The organism is Paenibacillus silagei (genome assembly GCF_017874735.1).
Lineage (GTDB): Bacteria > Bacillota > Bacilli > Paenibacillales > Paenibacillaceae > Paenibacillus_AQ > Paenibacillus_AQ silagei.
This window is the reverse complement of record NZ_JAGGLV010000008.1, coordinates 253183-270432: the sequence shown is the minus strand read 5'-3', so window position 1 is coordinate 270432 and position 17250 is coordinate 253183. Positions and strand designations below refer to the sequence as shown.

The 17250-nt window shown below is 50.5% G+C and carries 16 protein-coding genes; 15 read left to right on the top strand and 1 reads right to left on the bottom strand.

What is annotated here, in order from left to right; translation table 11 throughout:
- Nucleotides 1–7: 7 nt before the first annotated feature.
- Nucleotides 8–1429, top strand: a complete 1422-nt coding sequence (locus J2Z70_RS14625; RefSeq protein ID WP_209874135.1) for a glycoside hydrolase family 32 protein — start codon at nucleotides 8–10, stop codon at nucleotides 1427–1429.
- 154 nt (nucleotides 1430–1583) lie between these two features.
- Here J2Z70_RS14625 and J2Z70_RS14620 read toward each other — a convergent pair whose 3' ends face one another.
- Nucleotides 1584–2213, bottom strand: coding sequence for a FadR/GntR family transcriptional regulator (locus tag J2Z70_RS14620; protein WP_209874132.1), 630 nt, complete (start codon nucleotides 2211–2213; stop codon nucleotides 1584–1586).
- Nucleotides 2214–2473: 260 nt separating this feature from the next.
- On the opposite strand from J2Z70_RS14620, the gene J2Z70_RS14615 reads away from it, so the two are divergent.
- The 14 genes from J2Z70_RS14615 to J2Z70_RS14550 all read left to right on the top strand — a co-directional run bounded on the left by J2Z70_RS14615 (nucleotide 2474) and on the right by J2Z70_RS14550 (nucleotide 17185).
- The gene (locus J2Z70_RS14615; protein ID WP_209874129.1) at nucleotides 2474–3430 is read left to right on the top strand and encodes a sugar kinase; all 957 of its coding nucleotides are present in this window, start codon (nucleotides 2474–2476) and stop codon (nucleotides 3428–3430) included.
- Nucleotides 3431–3460: 30 nt separating this feature from the next.
- The gene (locus tag J2Z70_RS14610; RefSeq protein ID WP_209874126.1) at nucleotides 3461–4132 is read left to right on the top strand and encodes a bifunctional 4-hydroxy-2-oxoglutarate aldolase/2-dehydro-3-deoxy-phosphogluconate aldolase; all 672 of its coding nucleotides are present in this window, start codon (nucleotides 3461–3463) and stop codon (nucleotides 4130–4132) included.
- Entirely contained in the window at nucleotides 4129–5277 is a 1149-nt protein-coding gene (gene dgoD / locus J2Z70_RS14605) for a galactonate dehydratase (protein ID WP_209874123.1), read from the top strand. The genes J2Z70_RS14610 and dgoD overlap by 4 nt, the downstream gene beginning before the upstream one ends.
- 147 nt (nucleotides 5278–5424) lie before the next feature.
- Nucleotides 5425–5880: a GNAT family N-acetyltransferase gene (locus J2Z70_RS14600; RefSeq protein WP_209874120.1), complete on the top strand. Its 456-nt coding sequence runs from the start codon at nucleotides 5425–5427 to the stop codon at nucleotides 5878–5880.
- An 87-nt stretch (nucleotides 5881–5967) separates the two neighbouring features.
- Entirely contained in the window at nucleotides 5968–6099 is a 132-nt protein-coding gene (locus tag J2Z70_RS14595; RefSeq protein ID WP_209874225.1) for a helix-turn-helix domain-containing protein, read from the top strand.
- 75 nt (nucleotides 6100–6174) lie between these two features.
- Entirely contained in the window at nucleotides 6175–7128 is a 954-nt protein-coding gene (locus tag J2Z70_RS14590; protein ID WP_209874117.1) for a proline dehydrogenase family protein, read from the top strand.
- 128 nt (nucleotides 7129–7256) lie between these two features.
- Nucleotides 7257–7727, top strand: coding sequence for a DinB family protein (locus tag J2Z70_RS14585; protein ID WP_209874114.1), 471 nt, complete (start codon nucleotides 7257–7259; stop codon nucleotides 7725–7727).
- 314 nt (nucleotides 7728–8041) lie between these two features.
- Complete coding sequence (locus J2Z70_RS14580; protein ID WP_209874111.1) at nucleotides 8042–8629, top strand: DUF3238 domain-containing protein; 588 nt, start codon at nucleotides 8042–8044, stop codon at nucleotides 8627–8629.
- Between the two features lie 57 nt (nucleotides 8630–8686).
- Nucleotides 8687–9124: a hypothetical protein gene (locus J2Z70_RS14575; RefSeq protein ID WP_209874108.1), complete on the top strand. Its 438-nt coding sequence runs from the start codon at nucleotides 8687–8689 to the stop codon at nucleotides 9122–9124.
- A gap of 227 nt (nucleotides 9125–9351) precedes the next feature.
- Nucleotides 9352–11664 carry a helix-turn-helix domain-containing protein gene (locus J2Z70_RS14570; RefSeq protein WP_209874105.1) on the top strand — a complete coding sequence of 771 codons (2313 nt, stop codon included), beginning with the start codon at nucleotides 9352–9354 and terminating at the stop codon, nucleotides 11662–11664.
- A gap of 156 nt (nucleotides 11665–11820) precedes the next feature.
- Nucleotides 11821–13455, top strand: a complete 1635-nt coding sequence (locus J2Z70_RS14565) for a type 2 periplasmic-binding domain-containing protein (protein WP_209874102.1) — start codon at nucleotides 11821–11823, stop codon at nucleotides 13453–13455.
- 2 nt (nucleotides 13456–13457) lie between these two features.
- Nucleotides 13458–14387 (top strand): ABC transporter permease, encoded by a 930-nt coding sequence (locus J2Z70_RS14560; RefSeq protein ID WP_209874099.1) that lies wholly within the window; start codon nucleotides 13458–13460, stop codon nucleotides 14385–14387.
- A 15-nt stretch (nucleotides 14388–14402) separates the two neighbouring features.
- Nucleotides 14403–15302, top strand: coding sequence for a carbohydrate ABC transporter permease (locus tag J2Z70_RS14555; RefSeq protein ID WP_209874096.1), 900 nt, complete (start codon nucleotides 14403–14405; stop codon nucleotides 15300–15302).
- Nucleotides 15303–15340: 38 nt separating this feature from the next.
- Complete coding sequence (locus tag J2Z70_RS14550; RefSeq protein ID WP_209874093.1) at nucleotides 15341–17185, top strand: hypothetical protein; 1845 nt, start codon at nucleotides 15341–15343, stop codon at nucleotides 17183–17185.
- Nucleotides 17186–17250: the final 65 nt, after the last annotated feature.

Genomic DNA, 17250 nt, shown 5'->3' with positions numbered 1-17250 from the left:
ATTATTAATGAAAGAATTTTTTTATCGTCCAGACAACGCTTGGATGGGGGATGTAATTCCTTACTATGAAGATGGAGAGTTTAAACTGTTTTATCTGCACGGGTGGAGAGACAATTATCGCGAAGGTTTTGATCAGGGCTGGCATCTTCTTGGCACGAAAGATTTCGTGAATTACCGGGAAGAAGGAGCCTGCAAAATCGAAGGCGGGACCGGTCATATTCTCAAAGTGGAAGATATCTATCATATGTTTTACTGTATTTTTCCTGATGGAAAACAGTTTGCCTGCCATGCCATCAGCAAGGATCTGCGAACATGGGAGCCGATTCCTGAAGACACTTTTGGTCCGGACGGCGAAATTTATGAGCTGGCGGACTGGCGTGATCCCTTTGTGTTCTGGAATGAAGAAGAAGGGCAATATTGGATGCTGATCGCCGCTCTGGCCAAAGGACCGACTAACCGTAAAGGCTGTACCGGTCTGCTGTCGTCCAAAGATCTCAAGCATTGGGAGTACCGGGAACCGCTCTATGCACCGAAGCTGCATGTGGGAGCGCATGAATGCCCTGACCTGTTCCGGATGGGAGACTGGTGGTACCTGATCTACTCTTCGTATACAGGGCGTTTTGGCACCTTTTACCGAATGAGCCGTTCCTTGAATGGACCGTGGATTACACCGCAGGAAGAAGCATTTGATGGACGGGCTTATTATGCGGCCAAGTCGGTATCGGATGGGCAGAAGCGTTATCTATTCGGCTGGAATCCAACGAAGGATGACGACCTGTTCGGCTGGAACCCGCCCAAAGCTCCAGGCAAAGATTACGACACCTGGGATTGGGGCGGCAATATGGTTGTGCATGAAATTATTCAACGTCCGGACGGGACATTAAGCGTGAAGGTTCCGGAAACGGTTAACTCTGCTTTTGCTGAACAGGTACCTGCGAAGTTTGAGGGAATCATCGGAGATTGGTCGATCACGGACGATGTGCTGCTCTGCGAATCTCCGTATGCCTTTGCAGGTTGTATCTCACAGGAGGAGCTGCCTGACTTGTGCAAAATTTCTGCAACCGTTCGTTTCTCGGAGACGACTCAGGGTCTGGGGATCATGCTAAGGGCAGATAAGGGTCTGGATATTGCCTACTATATCACGCTGGAACCCGAACGAAGCCGGATTACCTTTCGTGGACCGATAATGCAAACGGAGGAGGGGGGCAAAACCTTTCCTTACGATGTGGAACTGGAACGTCCACTCAAGCTGATGCCGGATCAGGAGTATGAGCTGAAGGTGTTTATCGATCGTACAATTTGCGAGATTTATGTCGGTGGGGAAGTGGCGCTGAGTGCCAGAATGTACGATATTCAACATGGTAAACTTGCCGTTTTCGTTAGCCAGGGCACAGTGGAGTTTAGCCGGCTCAAGATCGAAACTGTATAATTCAAGGTGGAGTCAGCATTTGAACAGAACCAACTACTAGACACAACCTGTTAGTGATTGAACTGTGTTAGTAAAGACGAAAAAGACCCGTGCCCCGCACAGGTCTTTTTCTTTTAGGGGAACGGGACATACTGCTTCTTATTTACTTTGATAACTACTGCTTAAGGGTAGTCAGCATACTCTGAATATGGCTTTCCATTAGCTGCCGTGCTGTTTCGCTTTGCCGCTCCTCAATGGCAATGGCGATCAGAACATGGTAATTGGAAGCCTTGGTCCGCATATTGGGCAGCGTATTGGTCTGCTTGCGTCCTTCGGCCAGCAAGGGAAGAATCGAATGGAGCATCCGCGCCACCACAGGATTGGCTGCCCCTTCGGCGATTAACTGATGGAAGGCAAGGTCGGTCTCGAAGAAGGAGCCGCCTTCCTCCATTTGCTGCACCATACGATCTGCCAGTACCCGCAGCCGGCGGATCTGATCCTCATCGGCCCGCTGCGCGGCTAAAGCGGCAAGTTCAGGCTCAATGAGCAGTCTAGCTTCCAGCAGATCCACGATCGAAATGTTGTCTAATTCCTCTAAAGCGACCGCCGGATCATCCAGCAGCAGCGGATCATTCCGCACATACATCCCGCGCCCGTGCTCAATGCTGACATTCCCCTGACTCTCTAATATCCGCAGCGCCTCACGTACTGTAGTGACACTAACAGAGAAATCAACAGCCAGCTGCTGAAGAGTAGGGAGCCGGTCTCCCGGAGCCCATTCCCCACCTATAATTTTCTGCTTCATAAGCTCTATTGTAGCTTGAAACGCGGTTTGTTTATTCTGTTTCATGGTTAGCCGTCCCTTTGATTTAGAATACATTCATTCTAGCATAAGCGCTTCGTGACAATAAACAGATACGTCTGAGTATTGATTTAGTATTGACTAGCGAAGAGCAAGATAATATGATCATACCGTAAAGATCATATCTATATCGAAATATCATGTTAAAGATACGATCATTACGAGGGGACTCAATTAGTGAAACAGCAGAAGGAGGAGGGGCAATGGAGGTCGTAACCTTTGGGGAAACCATGGTACTACTGGCACCGGACCGGATGGTTCCCCTGGAGTATGTGAATGGTTTTCACAAGCATGTTGCAGGAGCTGAGACCAATGTGGCCATTGGACTTGCCCGAATGGGGCATACCACAGGCTGGTTCAGCAAGCTCGGAAATGATCCATTTGGACGGTATATCAGGCAGTTCGTCAGAGGACATGGCGTTGATACTTCCGAAGTCAGGGTTACAGATGAAGCGCCGACGGGAGTGTTCTTCAAAGAACAAATATCCCCGGACCAAATACAGGTGTACTACTACCGCAAACAATCGGCGGCCAGCCTGATGCAAGCGGAGGAGCTTAATGAGGCTTATGTTGGAGGTGCCCGCATCCTGCATGTTACGGGTATTACTCCGGCGCTTAGCCATGAGTGCAGGAGATTAACCTTTCGGGCCCTCGAAGCGGCCAAAAAACACGGTACAACCATTGTATTTGATCCCAATATCCGCTGGAAGCTGTGGAACAGAGAAGAGGCTTATCGTGTTCTTAACGAAATCGCGGCTCTTGCCGACTACGTGCTCCCCGGTATGGAAGAGGGACAGTTCCTGACAGGATGTAGTGACCCTACAGAGATCGCAGACCGGTTGCAGAAAGCCGGTGCCGGCGCTGCCGTTATCAAGCTCGGCGCGGACGGGGCTTATTACAGTAACGGACGAATCTCTGGAACTGACCCCGGGTTTCCCGTGAAGAGACTCATTGATCCGATGGGTGCCGGAGACGGTTTTGCCGCAGGCTTTATAAGCGGTTTGCTCCAGGGAGAGGAGCTGCCTTCTGCTGTGCGGCGCGGCAATGCTGTCGGTTCCATTGTTGTCGGGGTAAGCGGCGACGTTGAAGGTCTCCCGGCCAGGGGGGATGTGGAACTTCTCTTGGCCGGGGGAACCGGCATGGAGGATATTATCCGGTAAGTGAGGGCATTCCCGAGGAGGAGGAAGGACATGGACAAAGATAGACAGATTGAGCAGCTGATAACCTCCGGGCTGGTTGCCGTTATTCGCAGGCCAGCACCTGAACGGGTGGAGCACATTGCTGCGGCACTGGCAGACGGCGGGGTCGGAGCGCTGGAGATTACAGCCGATAGCCCGGAAGTATACCGACTGATCGCGGACATGAAGGCGAAATACGGAGATCGCCTGCTGGTGGGCGCGGGTACCGTACTGAAGCTGGCGCAGGCCGAGCAGGCAATCGCGGCTGGAGCCGATTTTATTTTCTCCCCCAATCTGAATGAGGCGATTGTAGAACTGACCTTACAGCACGGGCGAATCTCGATTCCAGGTGTAATGACACCGACCGAAGTGGTCAGAGGACATGAAGCGGGTGCAGACCTGCTTAAGGTATTCCCGGGCGGTTCACTCGGTGCCTCCTACATCAAGGAACTGCAGGGGCCCCTTGGCCACATCCAGATGATGCCGACAGGAGGCGTGACCCTTGCGAATGCAGGAGCCTTCATTGCCGCCGGAGCCGTTGCCGTCGGTCTTGGAAGCGCTCTCGTTGACCGGGAAGCGGTGGAGCAGGAGGATTATGGGAAGATCACAGAGACGGCCCGCCAATTCGCCGAGGAAGTCCGCAAGGCCAGAATGAACAACACCAAAGGAGCAAAAAAACCATGAAAATAACCGGATTCGAGACCTTTATCGTTCCTCCCCGCTGGCTGTTTCTGAAGATTGAAACCGATGAAGGGATATCCGGCTGGGGGGAGCCAGTGGTCGAAGGCAAGGCGCATACGGTGCAGGCCGCAGTGGAAGAGCTGATGGATTATGTGATTGGGCAGGACCCCCAGCGGATTGAAGATCTATGGCAGCTTATGTACCGGGGAGGATTCTATCGCGGCGGGGCTATTCTGATGAGTGCGATAGCGGGGATCGATCAGGCGTTATGGGATATTAAGGGGAAAATCTACAATGCGCCTGTATACCAGCTGCTGGGCGGCGCTTGCCGCAATTCGATGCGGGTGTACTCCTGGGTAGGCGGAGACCGCCCCATCGATGTTGTCAAGGCGGCGCTGGAGAAGAAGGCTGCCGGGTTCACGGCGATTAAGATGAATGCCTCGGAAGAGATGCAGTTCATTGATACCCATGACAAGATTTATGCTATCGTGGAGCGGGTCGCCGCCATTAGGGAGGCCTGCGGGCCGGAATTCGGGATTGCTGTTGATTTTCACGGACGGCTTCACAAACCAATGGCACGCGGACTGGCCAGAGAGCTGGACCCCTACCGCCTGATGTTCATAGAAGAGCCGGTGCTGCCGGAGAACAACGAAGTTCTGCGGGAGATCGCACATCATACCAGCACTCCGATCGCCACGGGTGAGCGTATGTACTCGCGCTGGGAATTCAAAAATCTGCTGAAGGACGGGGTGGTTGACATTATTCAGCCCGACCTGTCCCATGCAGGAGGGATCACGGAATGCAAGAAAATATTTGCCATGGCAGAGGCATTCGATGTCGCAGTCGCTCCGCATTGCCCGCTTGGGCCGATCGCCCTGGCCGCCTGTCTTCAGGTGGATGCAACGTCTTACAATGCAGTCATTCAAGAACAAAGCCTGGGCATCCATTATAATCAGGGAAATGACCTGCTGGATTATATCACTGATCCGTCCGTCTTTGCCTACAGTGACGGGCATGTCCACATTCCTTCCGGACCGGGCCTTGGCATTACTGTGAACGAGGAGTATGTGCGGAAAATGGCGGAGGACGGCCACCGCTGGAGAAATCCGGTATGGCGGCACCGCGACGGCAGCATTGCGGAGTGGTAAGGTTGAGCATATATAGTCCCATTGAAGCCGCTTATTTAGCGGCTTTTTTATTTTAGATGTTGTCAGAAAACCTGCCATGAGAGTAATATGAAATACAGAAGATTAACAGGTATAATTCATACTTAATATTAACTAGGAGTGGTTGCAGTGAAGATTCTTGTAGATGATTTAAGTGGAGCACAGGTGATTGGATTAATTGCAGAACATCTGCAAGGAATGGCAGAGGACTCTCCGCCAGAGAGCATTCATGCCCTTAATCTGGACGGGTTGAAGCAGCCGGAAATTACCTTCTGGTGCGCTTGGGAGGATGAAGAGCTTCTGGGCTGCGGGGCGATCAAGGAATTGGACAAAGAACATGCTGAGCTCAAATCGATGCGGACCGCTAAAAGGCATTTGCGCAAAGGTGTAGCCAGAAAAATTCTTGCTCATATTATTGAAGAAGCCATAAGCCGCGGGTACAAACGGATCAGTCTGGAGACTGGCTCCATGGATTCATTCATCCCCGCACGCAAGCTGTATGAAGATTTCGGCTTCAGGTATTGTGAGCCATTTGCAGATTATATCCCGGATCCGAATAGTAAATTTATGACGAAGGAACTGTAGTCATGCCTGAAGTTACGTTTTACCGGGATGAAGCGCTTCCCTTTCTGGAGGGGAAGCACTGTACGGCGGACGATCTAGCCTACCAAAATCCAGCTGGCGAAGCAACGTCCTATCGTTGATATCGCGGCAGAGGCAGGTTATTATGACCAAAGCCATTTTACCAAGGCTTTCTCGAAAATTGTAGGGGCAACGCCCAGGCAATATGCGATGTCGATTTAGAAGAGCAATTTTTTACAAGATTACATCCTTCTGTGCAAGTACACTTGAACTACTTGCAGAAGGGGGAAACGTAATATGCATGATAACAAAGACTGGGAACAGCAAGCGGCAGACGCATTAAAGTCGGTCGCCAGACGAATGGATATCAAGGCTTATGTGGAGCAATCGCCATTGCTATACGAGCTTCTGAAAAAGGCTGCTTTACATGTAACAGGCGACTCCCGTAAAGACGGGCTTGAAGCGGGGCAGAGGCTTACTGCCAAAGGCTATGACATTGGCGAGAATACGGTAAATACAGAGGAATGCGAGACGGCCACTCTGGAATTAACAGCGCTAATCGATGATCTCGGTGGGCAGGGGACATCCGCCCGCGTATCCTTCGATTTGTCGCATATAGGACTATTGCCGGAACCCGAGCTTGCTTATATGAACTTAGTCAAATTAACGGAACGGGCGCTGGGAACGGAATTAGAGCTGTTCATCAGCATGGAAGAGTCCGCTAAGACAGAGCAGATCCTTGAGGTATACAAGCGGGCCGCGTCCAGGTATCCGAATATCGGCATTACACTGCAGGCGCATTTATATCGGACGCCGGATGATTTGGCCGCGCTGTCCGCTTCGCCAGGCCGGATACGAATCGTGAAAGGCGCCTATCAGGAGTCGGCTGAAGTCGCGATATCCCGATCCGAATCGCTGAATGAGCGATATCTGCAGCTAGTGAGGCAGGCGCTCGGAGACGGACACCGGGTTTCAGTTGCTACGCATGATGAGCGCATCATAGAGGAAGCGATACAGCGGGGTCTATTGACGGAGCATGGCGCGAAGCTGGAGATGCTGTACGGCATCCGGCCGGAGCTTGGCAGCAGGCTGAAATCAGCCGGTTATCCGGTACAGATATATTTAACCTACGGCCATGAGTGGTACTTGTACTTATGCCACCGGATCGCTGAATATCCGCCGAATCTGTACCGGGCAGTTGCGAATATGGCCGAATCGCGGCGCGTTGATCCTGTGGAGGCATATGTTTGAACAAACTACTGAGAAGGGCTTCGCAACGTAACTCCTTGACGTAACGAAGTATAATAGTTATTATAGATATCTAAAGTCTCTATTCAGGAGGTTCGTTGTGTGAGTAGAATCAAAAGGAGAGCGAGAAGATGGATGTATTCAAAGGTCAGTATGAAATGATCCAACGCACAAGGGAGTCATTATTTCGTTATTGCGAAACGATGTCCCCGGCAGATTATGTGAAAGAAATAGAAGCCTTTGGCGGAGCTTCTATTCGCAGTCTGCATGCTCATGTAGCCGATTGTTATCGGGTATGGTTAGGGATTCGCGCCCTTGGTAAATCACTTCCCAAACTAAGGGTGGAGTCTATTGACAATATAGAGCAAATGCGTGAATTGTTTAAGAACACGGATGAACTGGTTTATGAATTTCTAACTGACTTTAAAATCAAATGGGACCCTACCAAATCAGCACCCTGGCAGAGTGACAGTGTTGAGTTAACCGAATTATGGTTATTTACGCACACCATCACCCACGAATTTCATCATAGAGGACAAATTGTAAAAATGGGCAGGCAGCTCGGATATATCCCGCCGAAAATGAACCTCGCTAAGCTTTAGTTATTTCATGGAGATACTCAGCACTCGAGCTAAGGATAAAGAAAGCGGACAACGCCGTGATAAATGGCGTTGCCCGCTTTTTTTCATGTATTAAATCAACTGGAGACATCATGAGCTTTGATCCAATTTTACTCCCCGTTCACCTCTTAAAGTATGATTAAAAACGCCTGCCATTTTATAAAGGGTTGTTAATTATGCCTGCTATTTTACCTTATAGATGAGGAAGAGTGAGTAAGTCTCATACAGGCAGGGACGGCCCTTATGAGATTCGTCCCATCATTCATCTTCAAAATATCATCTGGAGGATGATTTTGATGGCAAACATTGTTGAGGTTCGAACCACTGCATTTATTGATGACGCCTGGTATTTGTACGGGTACGGCGCTAATGGGGTTACCACTCTTTATTTCGAAGGGAATAACCGTGGATTTAACTACTTCACCTTAGATGATAATTCCAAGTTCAAAATGTGTCATCATATTGCCGTTGATTTTGGGGCTAACACGGTGAAGGTTTTTAAAGATGTCGGACCAACCCGGTCAAAAGAAGTATTATCAGCCACAGGTCAAGTCGTTAAGTATACCAGTGGGCAGACACATTCGAATGACATGAGTCATTCTTATACTATAAGTGCAACTGAAGCAAATATCTACTTGCGAGGCGCGGCTGCCAATCCGCTTGTTAATTTTGCACCTGATATTGATTGGGAATACAATGTAAAAGTTAAAAAAGACGGGACCGTCACAGTAACTGGTAAACATGATGGATTTCCATGCCATGGGATTTGGAAGCGAGTTGATAACGCAACGCCGGTAGCACTACACTTATTCAATAAGCAGACACACTATAGCCTTGCTCCTCCAATGGAGATCAATGTAAATGCAACAGCTTTTATATGGTAAAATAAAGCTAATTTGAAAATACCCTAAAATTCAAATACATTTTTAAGGAGAATAGTGATGCGGATTAAAACACTGATTGTAGGATTATTATATGGTTTCTGTGCCAGCCTGGTTATTGGTTTCCTTATAGCTATTTTCGGAAACGGTATTGCAGGAGGAGCAGGAAGTGATGGCTGGTTATGGTTTTTCTTAACGTTATGTGTTCCATTATCTTTGTCTTTTGCGATATCCGGTTTTCAATTCCACCGTATCCAATTTAAAGGCGCCAAATTTATAATGTTATGTACGATTATTGCTCTTATAAACGTGTTAATAATGGGTACAGCAGGTGCGATTATTGTTAGTGGTGAAACAAGAGGGTATGAGACCGTAAACATTGAAGGTTATTTGCAATGGGGTCCTGTTTATGCAATTCTTTTCCTCCCACTATCTACTCCCATGGTAGCTGGACTTTTACTCGGATTCCGAAAAGCATTGAATGTGATACAACATTGAATGGTTATAATAGTGATATTTTAAAAATTTAATTTAGCAGGTCTCGTATTCTTAGGTCAGCCAGAGATTTCTGGTTGGCCTATTTTTATAACTGCTTTACGATAGGGGGTATCGGGAGGATGAGAGTGGCTTATCGTACTCCATGACAGAGCATATCAGAAATTGGAGGTTTCACTTTGATACGTTCTCCTTTACCTTTATTGTAAGCGATTACAGGGGGGCACATCATGATAACTCAGTTTATAAAGAGACATACGTCCTTGTTGATTTTCGGCAAACGCTTTATAAAATACGGACTGATACTGGTCATTCTCGTGCTTATGATCATTCCGCTGTATTTCAAATCCTATACACTGGCTAAGCAGCTGACACTGGATAAAAGCGAATCCAAGCTGCTGGACGGCGTGGAATCCATGGAGCAGCAGGTGCTGCGGGCCCAAACTATTACCAGCCTGCTGCTCCAGGAGGAATCGTTCATGCATTTGTTTTTTCTGGAGGGTGTTCCATCCAGCGGATACTACATGGACATCAAAGTGTTACAGAGCAAACTAAAAAGCCTGGCGCTGACCCAGGATATGTATTCCAATGTATATATCCGTTTCAAGGACAATCCGGTATTTATCTCCAACTATATCTCATCTGACGACTATGAAGATGTCTATGCCCGTTACTACCGGTACGGAAACCTATCAGTAGAAGAGTGGCAGGAGCGGCTGTTCGGCGAGAACTATACTATGAAGCTATTTCCGGCCAAGGAGGTATTCTCTTCCTACTATAGCCGCAAGCCGTTCGACGGCATTACGGCTGTCATTAACAATTCCTATTTCAATGCCATTGAACAAAAAAGCGTCCTGGCCATCGACATGGACCGTGAGGATCTGGTGGGCAAGCTGCTGTATGAGAATCAGACGGATGACCATTTCGTCTACATTGTGGGCAGCGAAGGCCGTATTTTATTCTCCCATAATTACGAAACCGGTGATCCGCTGGAAAGAGCGGAGTCGCTTGCCGAAATTGAGGTTTCGGGCGGAAAGTATATCTTGCTTACGCGTTCAAGCGAACGGCTGGGACTTCAGGTCGTAGTCGGCATCCCGGCGGGAGCCTTCGAGGAGAATGTTAATTCCCTGCTCGAACTTGTAGTACTCTATGTCGTGGCGGGCATGGCACTTACCGTGCTTCTGGCCTTCCTTTTTTCGATGAGGGAGACGAACGCTTTGAAGAAGCTGGTAGAGACGGCGGCGAAGTCGACCCAACAGAGCTTTACGCTCCGCAATGAATTCAAGTACCTAGACAACGCCTTTACTGAGATTCATACGCGGAGCGAGCAGCAGCAGGGACGGATCGAAGCATTGCATGATTCCATTAAATATTCCATTGCCAAGCATATGCTCATCTTGGGTGCCTTTACGGAGCGGGAAAAGGAGGAAGCGGAAAGCTATTTCGGCTCCGCCTTCGAGCGGTTTTGTGTGGTGAAAGCCATGTACAAGGTGGACGGCCCGTACGCAGAACTCAAGGCTGTGCAGCACAATATTGGACTGGAGCTGGAGGAACGGTTTAACGCCGTCATGCGCCATCGTCCGCTTGCACTCAATTTTCATGCGAGCGAAACGGTTTTTATCCTGTTTTTTGATCCGGAGGACAATGCGGCAGGGCGTTCGGATATCAAAGTCCGCTTATCAGAGCTAATCCGGTCGCTGAATGCCGAATCACCGCTGGCAGTGACCGTAAGCATCGGCGTTAGCGAAATCATGTCCGGTCCGGAGCAGGCCAAGGCAGCTTATCAACAAGCAAAATACGCCCTGGGTATTAATGAGAACGAGGTAGCCAGCGGAGTGTATTTATTTGAACTTCCTTCGGATGAGTCCGATACTCGTCCATCTTTCGACAATGCCGTGCTGCTGAAGCTGCACGACGCCCTGATCGCTGGCGAGACCAGCCTGGTATCGCAAATTTTGGAGGATTGTCTTGGACTTCTGGCTGACTACTCCCTAACGGAGCAGGAGCAGCTGCAGATCTTTTTCTCTGTACGGCAGACCGTGTTCAGCGCCCATAAGGTGATCGGCGGAGACAAGAGCAGTCCGGGTGGACAAGCGCTGACGATTCCGGCTTACGACCAGTCGCAGGATATGATCCGGCTGGCGGACCGCCTGCGGAGGACCGCGTTCGATTTATGCGACATTGTCATAGGCAACAAGAAGAGCAACAACAACAGACTGAAGTCTGACATTTTAAATTATATCGGGGCGCATTACGGAGATGCCGGCCTTTCTGCCGGCGGGATCGCCAGCGAGCTGCTGATTTCCGAGAAATATGTCTTTTCCTTTGTTAAGGAGCAGACCGGTAAAAGCTTGGGCAAATATATAGAAGAAATCCGGCTGCTGAACGCGGAGCTACTACTTTTAACCACTGATTATGCCAACAACCGGATTTGGAAGCTGTGCGGCTTTGGCAGCGAAAATACATTCTATCGGGCTTTCTCTAAAAAGCATGGTGTAACGCCGACCGTTTGGCGGGAAAACCAGAGCAATCTTACCGACTGACAATGGGTGGAGAATTGCCAGCCCCTCTGATCTAACCCGGTGACAGTGTATAGGAGAAGTAACGGTTTTCACGGTGGAGACAGGACGAATACAATCAAACTGTAAGCGATTACAAATAATTGTGGATCACACGGCCACAAAAGGGAGGAATACCATTTGACCCAACAGTTCAGTAAAGAACGGAAGGCACTAGCGGCAGGTTTGCTAGTTCTTCCTATGCTGGGAGCGCTGCTCTCGGCTTGCTCGCAAGACAAACCACAGGCGAACGAGAGCGGAGCGGGAGGACGTCCTGTTATTACAGTTGCTGTTCAGGCTAATCCGAATGTAGAGGACTATGAAACGAACCATTATACGAAGCTTGTGGAAGAGGTGATGAACGTTGATCTGAAGTTTCTGGAGCTGCCCAGCCAAGCGGACGAAGCATTAACCAAGCTTTCATTAATGGTCTCCTCAGGAGCGGAACTGCCGGATGTCGTCAACATTTATTTGAATGAATCGACGGTCTTCGATTATGCTGCCAAGGGCGTGTTCATTTCCCAGGACGATTATTTGAATAATCCGGAGCTTGCTGTCAATTTCAATAAAATACCAGATAAAGAATTCGTCCGCAGCTCGATGAAGCTGCCTGATGGCAAGGTATACGCACTGCCCAGATACGCCCCGCTAAAATGGAATGAAGGCTCCAACCGGGCCTGGATCAACAGTGAATGGCTGGAGAAGCTGAAGCTGGAAATGCCGAAAACGACAGATGATCTGTATAATGTTCTGAAAGCGTTAGTAGAGCAGGACCCGAACGGAAACGGCAAGAAGGACGAGGTCGGTTTTGTCGGATCGCTGAACGGCTGGTCGCAGAACCCGCGCGTTTATCTGATGAATGCCTTTATTTACGCCGATCCGGGCAAGAGCTACTTGAATGTGAAGGATGGCCGGATCTTCCCGGCGTTCACTCAGCCGGAATGGAAGGAAGGGCTGGAGTATATGAACAAGCTGGTGAAAGAGGGCCTGTTCTCGCCCTTGTCCTTCACCCAGGATGAAACTCAGATGAAGGCGCTGATCAACGTGCCAGGCGGCATGGCTGGCGTGGTTACGGCCGGCAGCTACAGTACATTCGGTCCGGAGCTGGATAACAAAATGACGCTGCTGCCCCCGGTCAAAGGTCCTTCCGGCCTGGCAGCGACTCCGTACAGTCCCTCGCTGCCAACCCAGCTGTGGTTCATCACCAAGGACGCGAAGGATCCGGAGCTTGCCTTCAAGGTCGGCGATTATATGCTAGACCCTGAGCTGTCTATCGTCAGCCGTTACGGCGAGAAGGGCGTCGACTGGAGCGATGATCCAGCCGTTGTCGCCGGGTATGTCGGCCCGTTTGAAGAATTGGAAGGAGTGCCTGCAGCCGTGGCTGAACTGAATCCGTCCATTTGGAACAACCCGCAAAATAAACACTGGAACGATGCCAATCCCGGTTACCGTTCGCTGGAGCTGGGGAAAACAGTATCCAATCTTAAGAAGGGTGCAGACGATGCACTGCCCAACTGGAGACCTGCATTTGAAGAAGGGTATGTACCGGCTTTTCCGGAAGAAGTCATCGTCAAGCTGAGCTATATGCCGGAAGAGCTGAAGCAAATCGCCAACAGCAAAACGGCAATCGATAACTACGTGAATGAAAGCGCCGTAGCCTTTATTACTGGCAACCGTCCGCTGTCCCAGTGGGACGATTATATTGCCGAGCTGAATAAAATGGGCATTGAGCAGTATTTGGAAGTCACTCAAGCCGCCTATGACCGGTCGAAGTAGCCATGCGGGGACCTGCACTCAAATGGCTGAAAAGAGAAGTATTGCCGGGCTGGCAGCTGTACCTGTTCCTCATACCGGCCACCGTGTACATCATCATTTTTGCTTATGTGCCGATGGCAGGCGTTCAGATCGCCTTCAAAAACTACAATTTCAATCTGGGCATCTGGGGCAGCGAATGGATCGGATTGGACAATTTCAGGCGGTTCTTCGATTCCTACCAATTTACAAGCCTCATTTGGAACACAATTAGCCTGTCCATGTACAGCTTGCTGATTTCCTTTCCGTTGCCGATTCTGTTCGCCCTGGTGCTTAATTCGTTTACGGGGCAGAAATTCAAAAAAATCGTACAATCCGTTTCTTATATGCCGCATTTTATTTCAACGGTTGTCATCGTCGGGATGCTGGTTCAGCTATTCAATCCGCGCACAGGTGCTTTTGGAGCGCTGTATACGTTCTTTAGCGGAGAATTACTGGCGGACGCCTTTGCCAATCCGGGCGCGTTCCAGCACTTGTACGTCTGGTCCGGCATATGGCAGGGCATCGGCTGGAGCAGCATCATTTACATCGCCGCCTTGTCTTCCGTTGACGAGCATTTGCACGAGGCCGCTCAAATCGACGGCGCTTCGCGTCTGCAGCGGGTGCGGCATATCGATTTTCCGTCCATTTTACCTACGGCTACCATCATGCTGATTCTTGCGGTCGGAAATATCATGGAAGTTGGATTTGAGAAGGTGTTCCTCATGCAGAATGAATTGAATATTTCGAAAAGCGAAGTTATCTCCACTTATGTCTATAAGGTAGGATTGACAATCGGCTCGGGCGATTTCTCGTTTGCGACTGCGATTGGGTTGTTTAATTCACTCATCAATTTTGTGCTGCTGATCATGGTGAACTACGCCGCCAAGAAATTCAGCGATACCAGCCTGTGGTAAGGAGGGAGACCGGCAATGAGCCAGACCAAATTTTCAACGCATCCGGCTGCGGATAAAGTGTACTACATCATTTCCGGCTTTATCTTGACTTTTATTTTAATCGCTGTGTCCTATCCGCTGATTTACGTGCTCTCGGCTTCCTTCTCTTCCGGCAATGCCGTATCGTCGGGCCAGGTTCTGCTCTGGCCTGTGGATTTCAGTCTGGAAGGTTATGAAGCTGTATTCAAAAACAAAGATATCGTCAGAGCTTACGGCAACACGTTTCTGTATACCGCTCTAGGAACACTGGTGAATGTTACTGTCGTGATGACCTGCGCCTACGCGCTGTCCAGACCGGGGCTGAAGGGCCGGGGTGGCTTTATGTTTCTGTTCACGTTCACGATGTTTTTCAGCGGCGGTCTGATTCCGTTCTATATATTAATGAAAGACCTCCATCTGATCAACACCATGTGGGTGATGGTGCTTCCGGGCGCGCTTTCCGTGTACAACATGATTATCGCGCGAACCTTTATCCAGTCTTCCATTCCGGGAGAGCTGATCGAAGCAACCAGCATCGACGGCTGCAGCGATGCACGCTTTTTCTTCTCCTTCGTCCTGCCGCTGTCCAAAGCCGTCATCGCGGTCATCACGCTGTTCTCAGCGGTGGGCCACTGGAACGCCTATTTCAATGCTCTCATGTATCTGAATGACCGCACGCTGTACCCGCTGCAAATTATTTTGCGGGAGATTCTGATCATGAACCAGGTGGATGTCAGCATGATTATGGACCCTGAGCTGCAGGTGGCCAAAGCACAGGCGGCGGCCGTCCTGAAATACTCCCTGATTGTCGTGGCAACGGTTCCTATTTTATGCGTGTACCCGTTCATTCAGAAATATTTTGTCAAAGGCGTGATGATCGGTTCGCTGAAAGGCTAGGCCTCCCAAAGAAACAGCAAGGAGTTGAGCCATAGGAAATGAGTCCATTAAGTGATTTGCGGCCGCTGTCCGGCGCAGGTCTGTATGCCTATATCGACGCGCTGGAGCGGCCGGCGGGCTTCAAGCCAACCGGGTTCTCCAAGGATATCTATCTTGATCTGATGGAATGGTCGATTCAGGAATACGGGCTGGAGCAGGCAGATCAGAGCTGGGGGACGGACCCGCAAGGGTGTCCTGAGGATCTCCAGACCTACTGCCGCGTGGTCTCTGTTCTGGCAGGGTTGATGGCGGGCGGACGCAAGCTTGAACTTTTTCCGCTATGGGAGCGCATGATGGAAACGGGCTGCCGGGAGCTGCCGCGAACGACGGGCAATCAGATGGCCGATTTCAGTACCAAGGAGCTGCTGCTGGCCTATAAGGCGATGAAGCCGCACGTTTCCGCTGAGCAATCAGTGAAATGGAAAAATGAATTAGCCCGCATTGAGCCTGCGGTCAATTATGTGTATACACTGGCTTCCGTTTCCGGCCCTGAACGGCTGCACAATATCAACATCTATAACATGGCAGGCGAATATTTGCGCGAAACGGAGGGAATGGCAAGCGCCGCCGGTTATTTGGCCGAGCATTGGCCGGTGCAGCTGCGGAAATTCGACGGGAACGGAATGTATATGGACCCGGGCTGTCCGCTGCTGTACGATCTGGCGGCACGCTGTCACATCCAGCTGATGCTCGCGGCCGGGTACCGGGGAGCGTTTCATGAAGACTTGAACGACAAGCTGGCGGCCGGCGGAATGATGACCTTGTTCATGCAATCCGCCGCCGGTCAGTTTCCCTATGGAGGGCGCAGCAGCCAGTTCCAGTTCAATGAAGCGCTGGCGGCGGCGTGCGCGGAATTTGAAGCCGCGCGGTATCGGCGGCAGGGCAGGCTCAAGCTGGCCGGCGCCTTCAAACGAAGCGCCAGACTGTCGGTGCAGGCTATCCTGCGCTTCGTCCGAGATATTAAGCCGCCGCGCCATGTCAAGAATTACTACGGCATCCGGTCCGGTTACGGGACGGAATCCTACGCGTATTATGACAAGTATATGATTACGTTAGGCAGCTTCGCTTATATGGCCTATTTGTTCGCGGAGGATGATATTGCCGAAGAGCCTTGTCCGGCCGAAAGCGGGGGATATGTGCTGGCGACCTCGGAGCACTTCCACCAAGTGTTTGCCTCTGCCGGAGGCCAATCTGTGCAACTGGATACTGCCGCCGATCACCGCTATGACTCCACGGGACTTGGAAGATATCACCGTCAGGGTGTTCCCGCAGAACTGGCATTGTCCAGCCCGCTGTGTGCCGCGCCTGAATACCGGTTGCCCGGAGGGGGCCGGTCCCTGAACGCTGCGATTGGTCCGGGCTGGGAGCGGCAGGATGGAACAGCGGTATATCTGGCAGATTTGAGCGGCGGGCTGGAGCATGAGCTTCATGTTCTCCGGCAAGACAGCGGCCGCGTGGAGTTCAGAATCACCTATCACGGTCAGGGACTGCCGGAAGACGGACAAGTGACGGAAAGATACGTTTTGACGGATGATGGCTTGGAGATTGTTACCGAGCTTGCGATGCAGGAGTCGGGGCCAATTCTTTACCGGGTGCCCCTGTTCTGTGGTAATGGACAGGAATGGAGCGCGATAACGGCGGAGCCGCACGCCGTAAATGTCGCGTTGGGCCCCTTCCGCTATACAGTTGGTGCAACCGGCTGCTTCTTCGGGATAGAGGAAGCGCACTACGGCAACCGGAACGGGGAATACCGTCTGGCAGTGATCCGGTCGCCCGGTCCAACCTTGAGTCTTCGGCTTAAATTGTGGACGGAAGGGGAGCCGGGGACGGAAAGGGGAGCATAAACCGAACTCATAAAAAGGCTGAATCCAAAGTCATATTCTTGACTTGGGCTCAGCCTTTTAAAGTT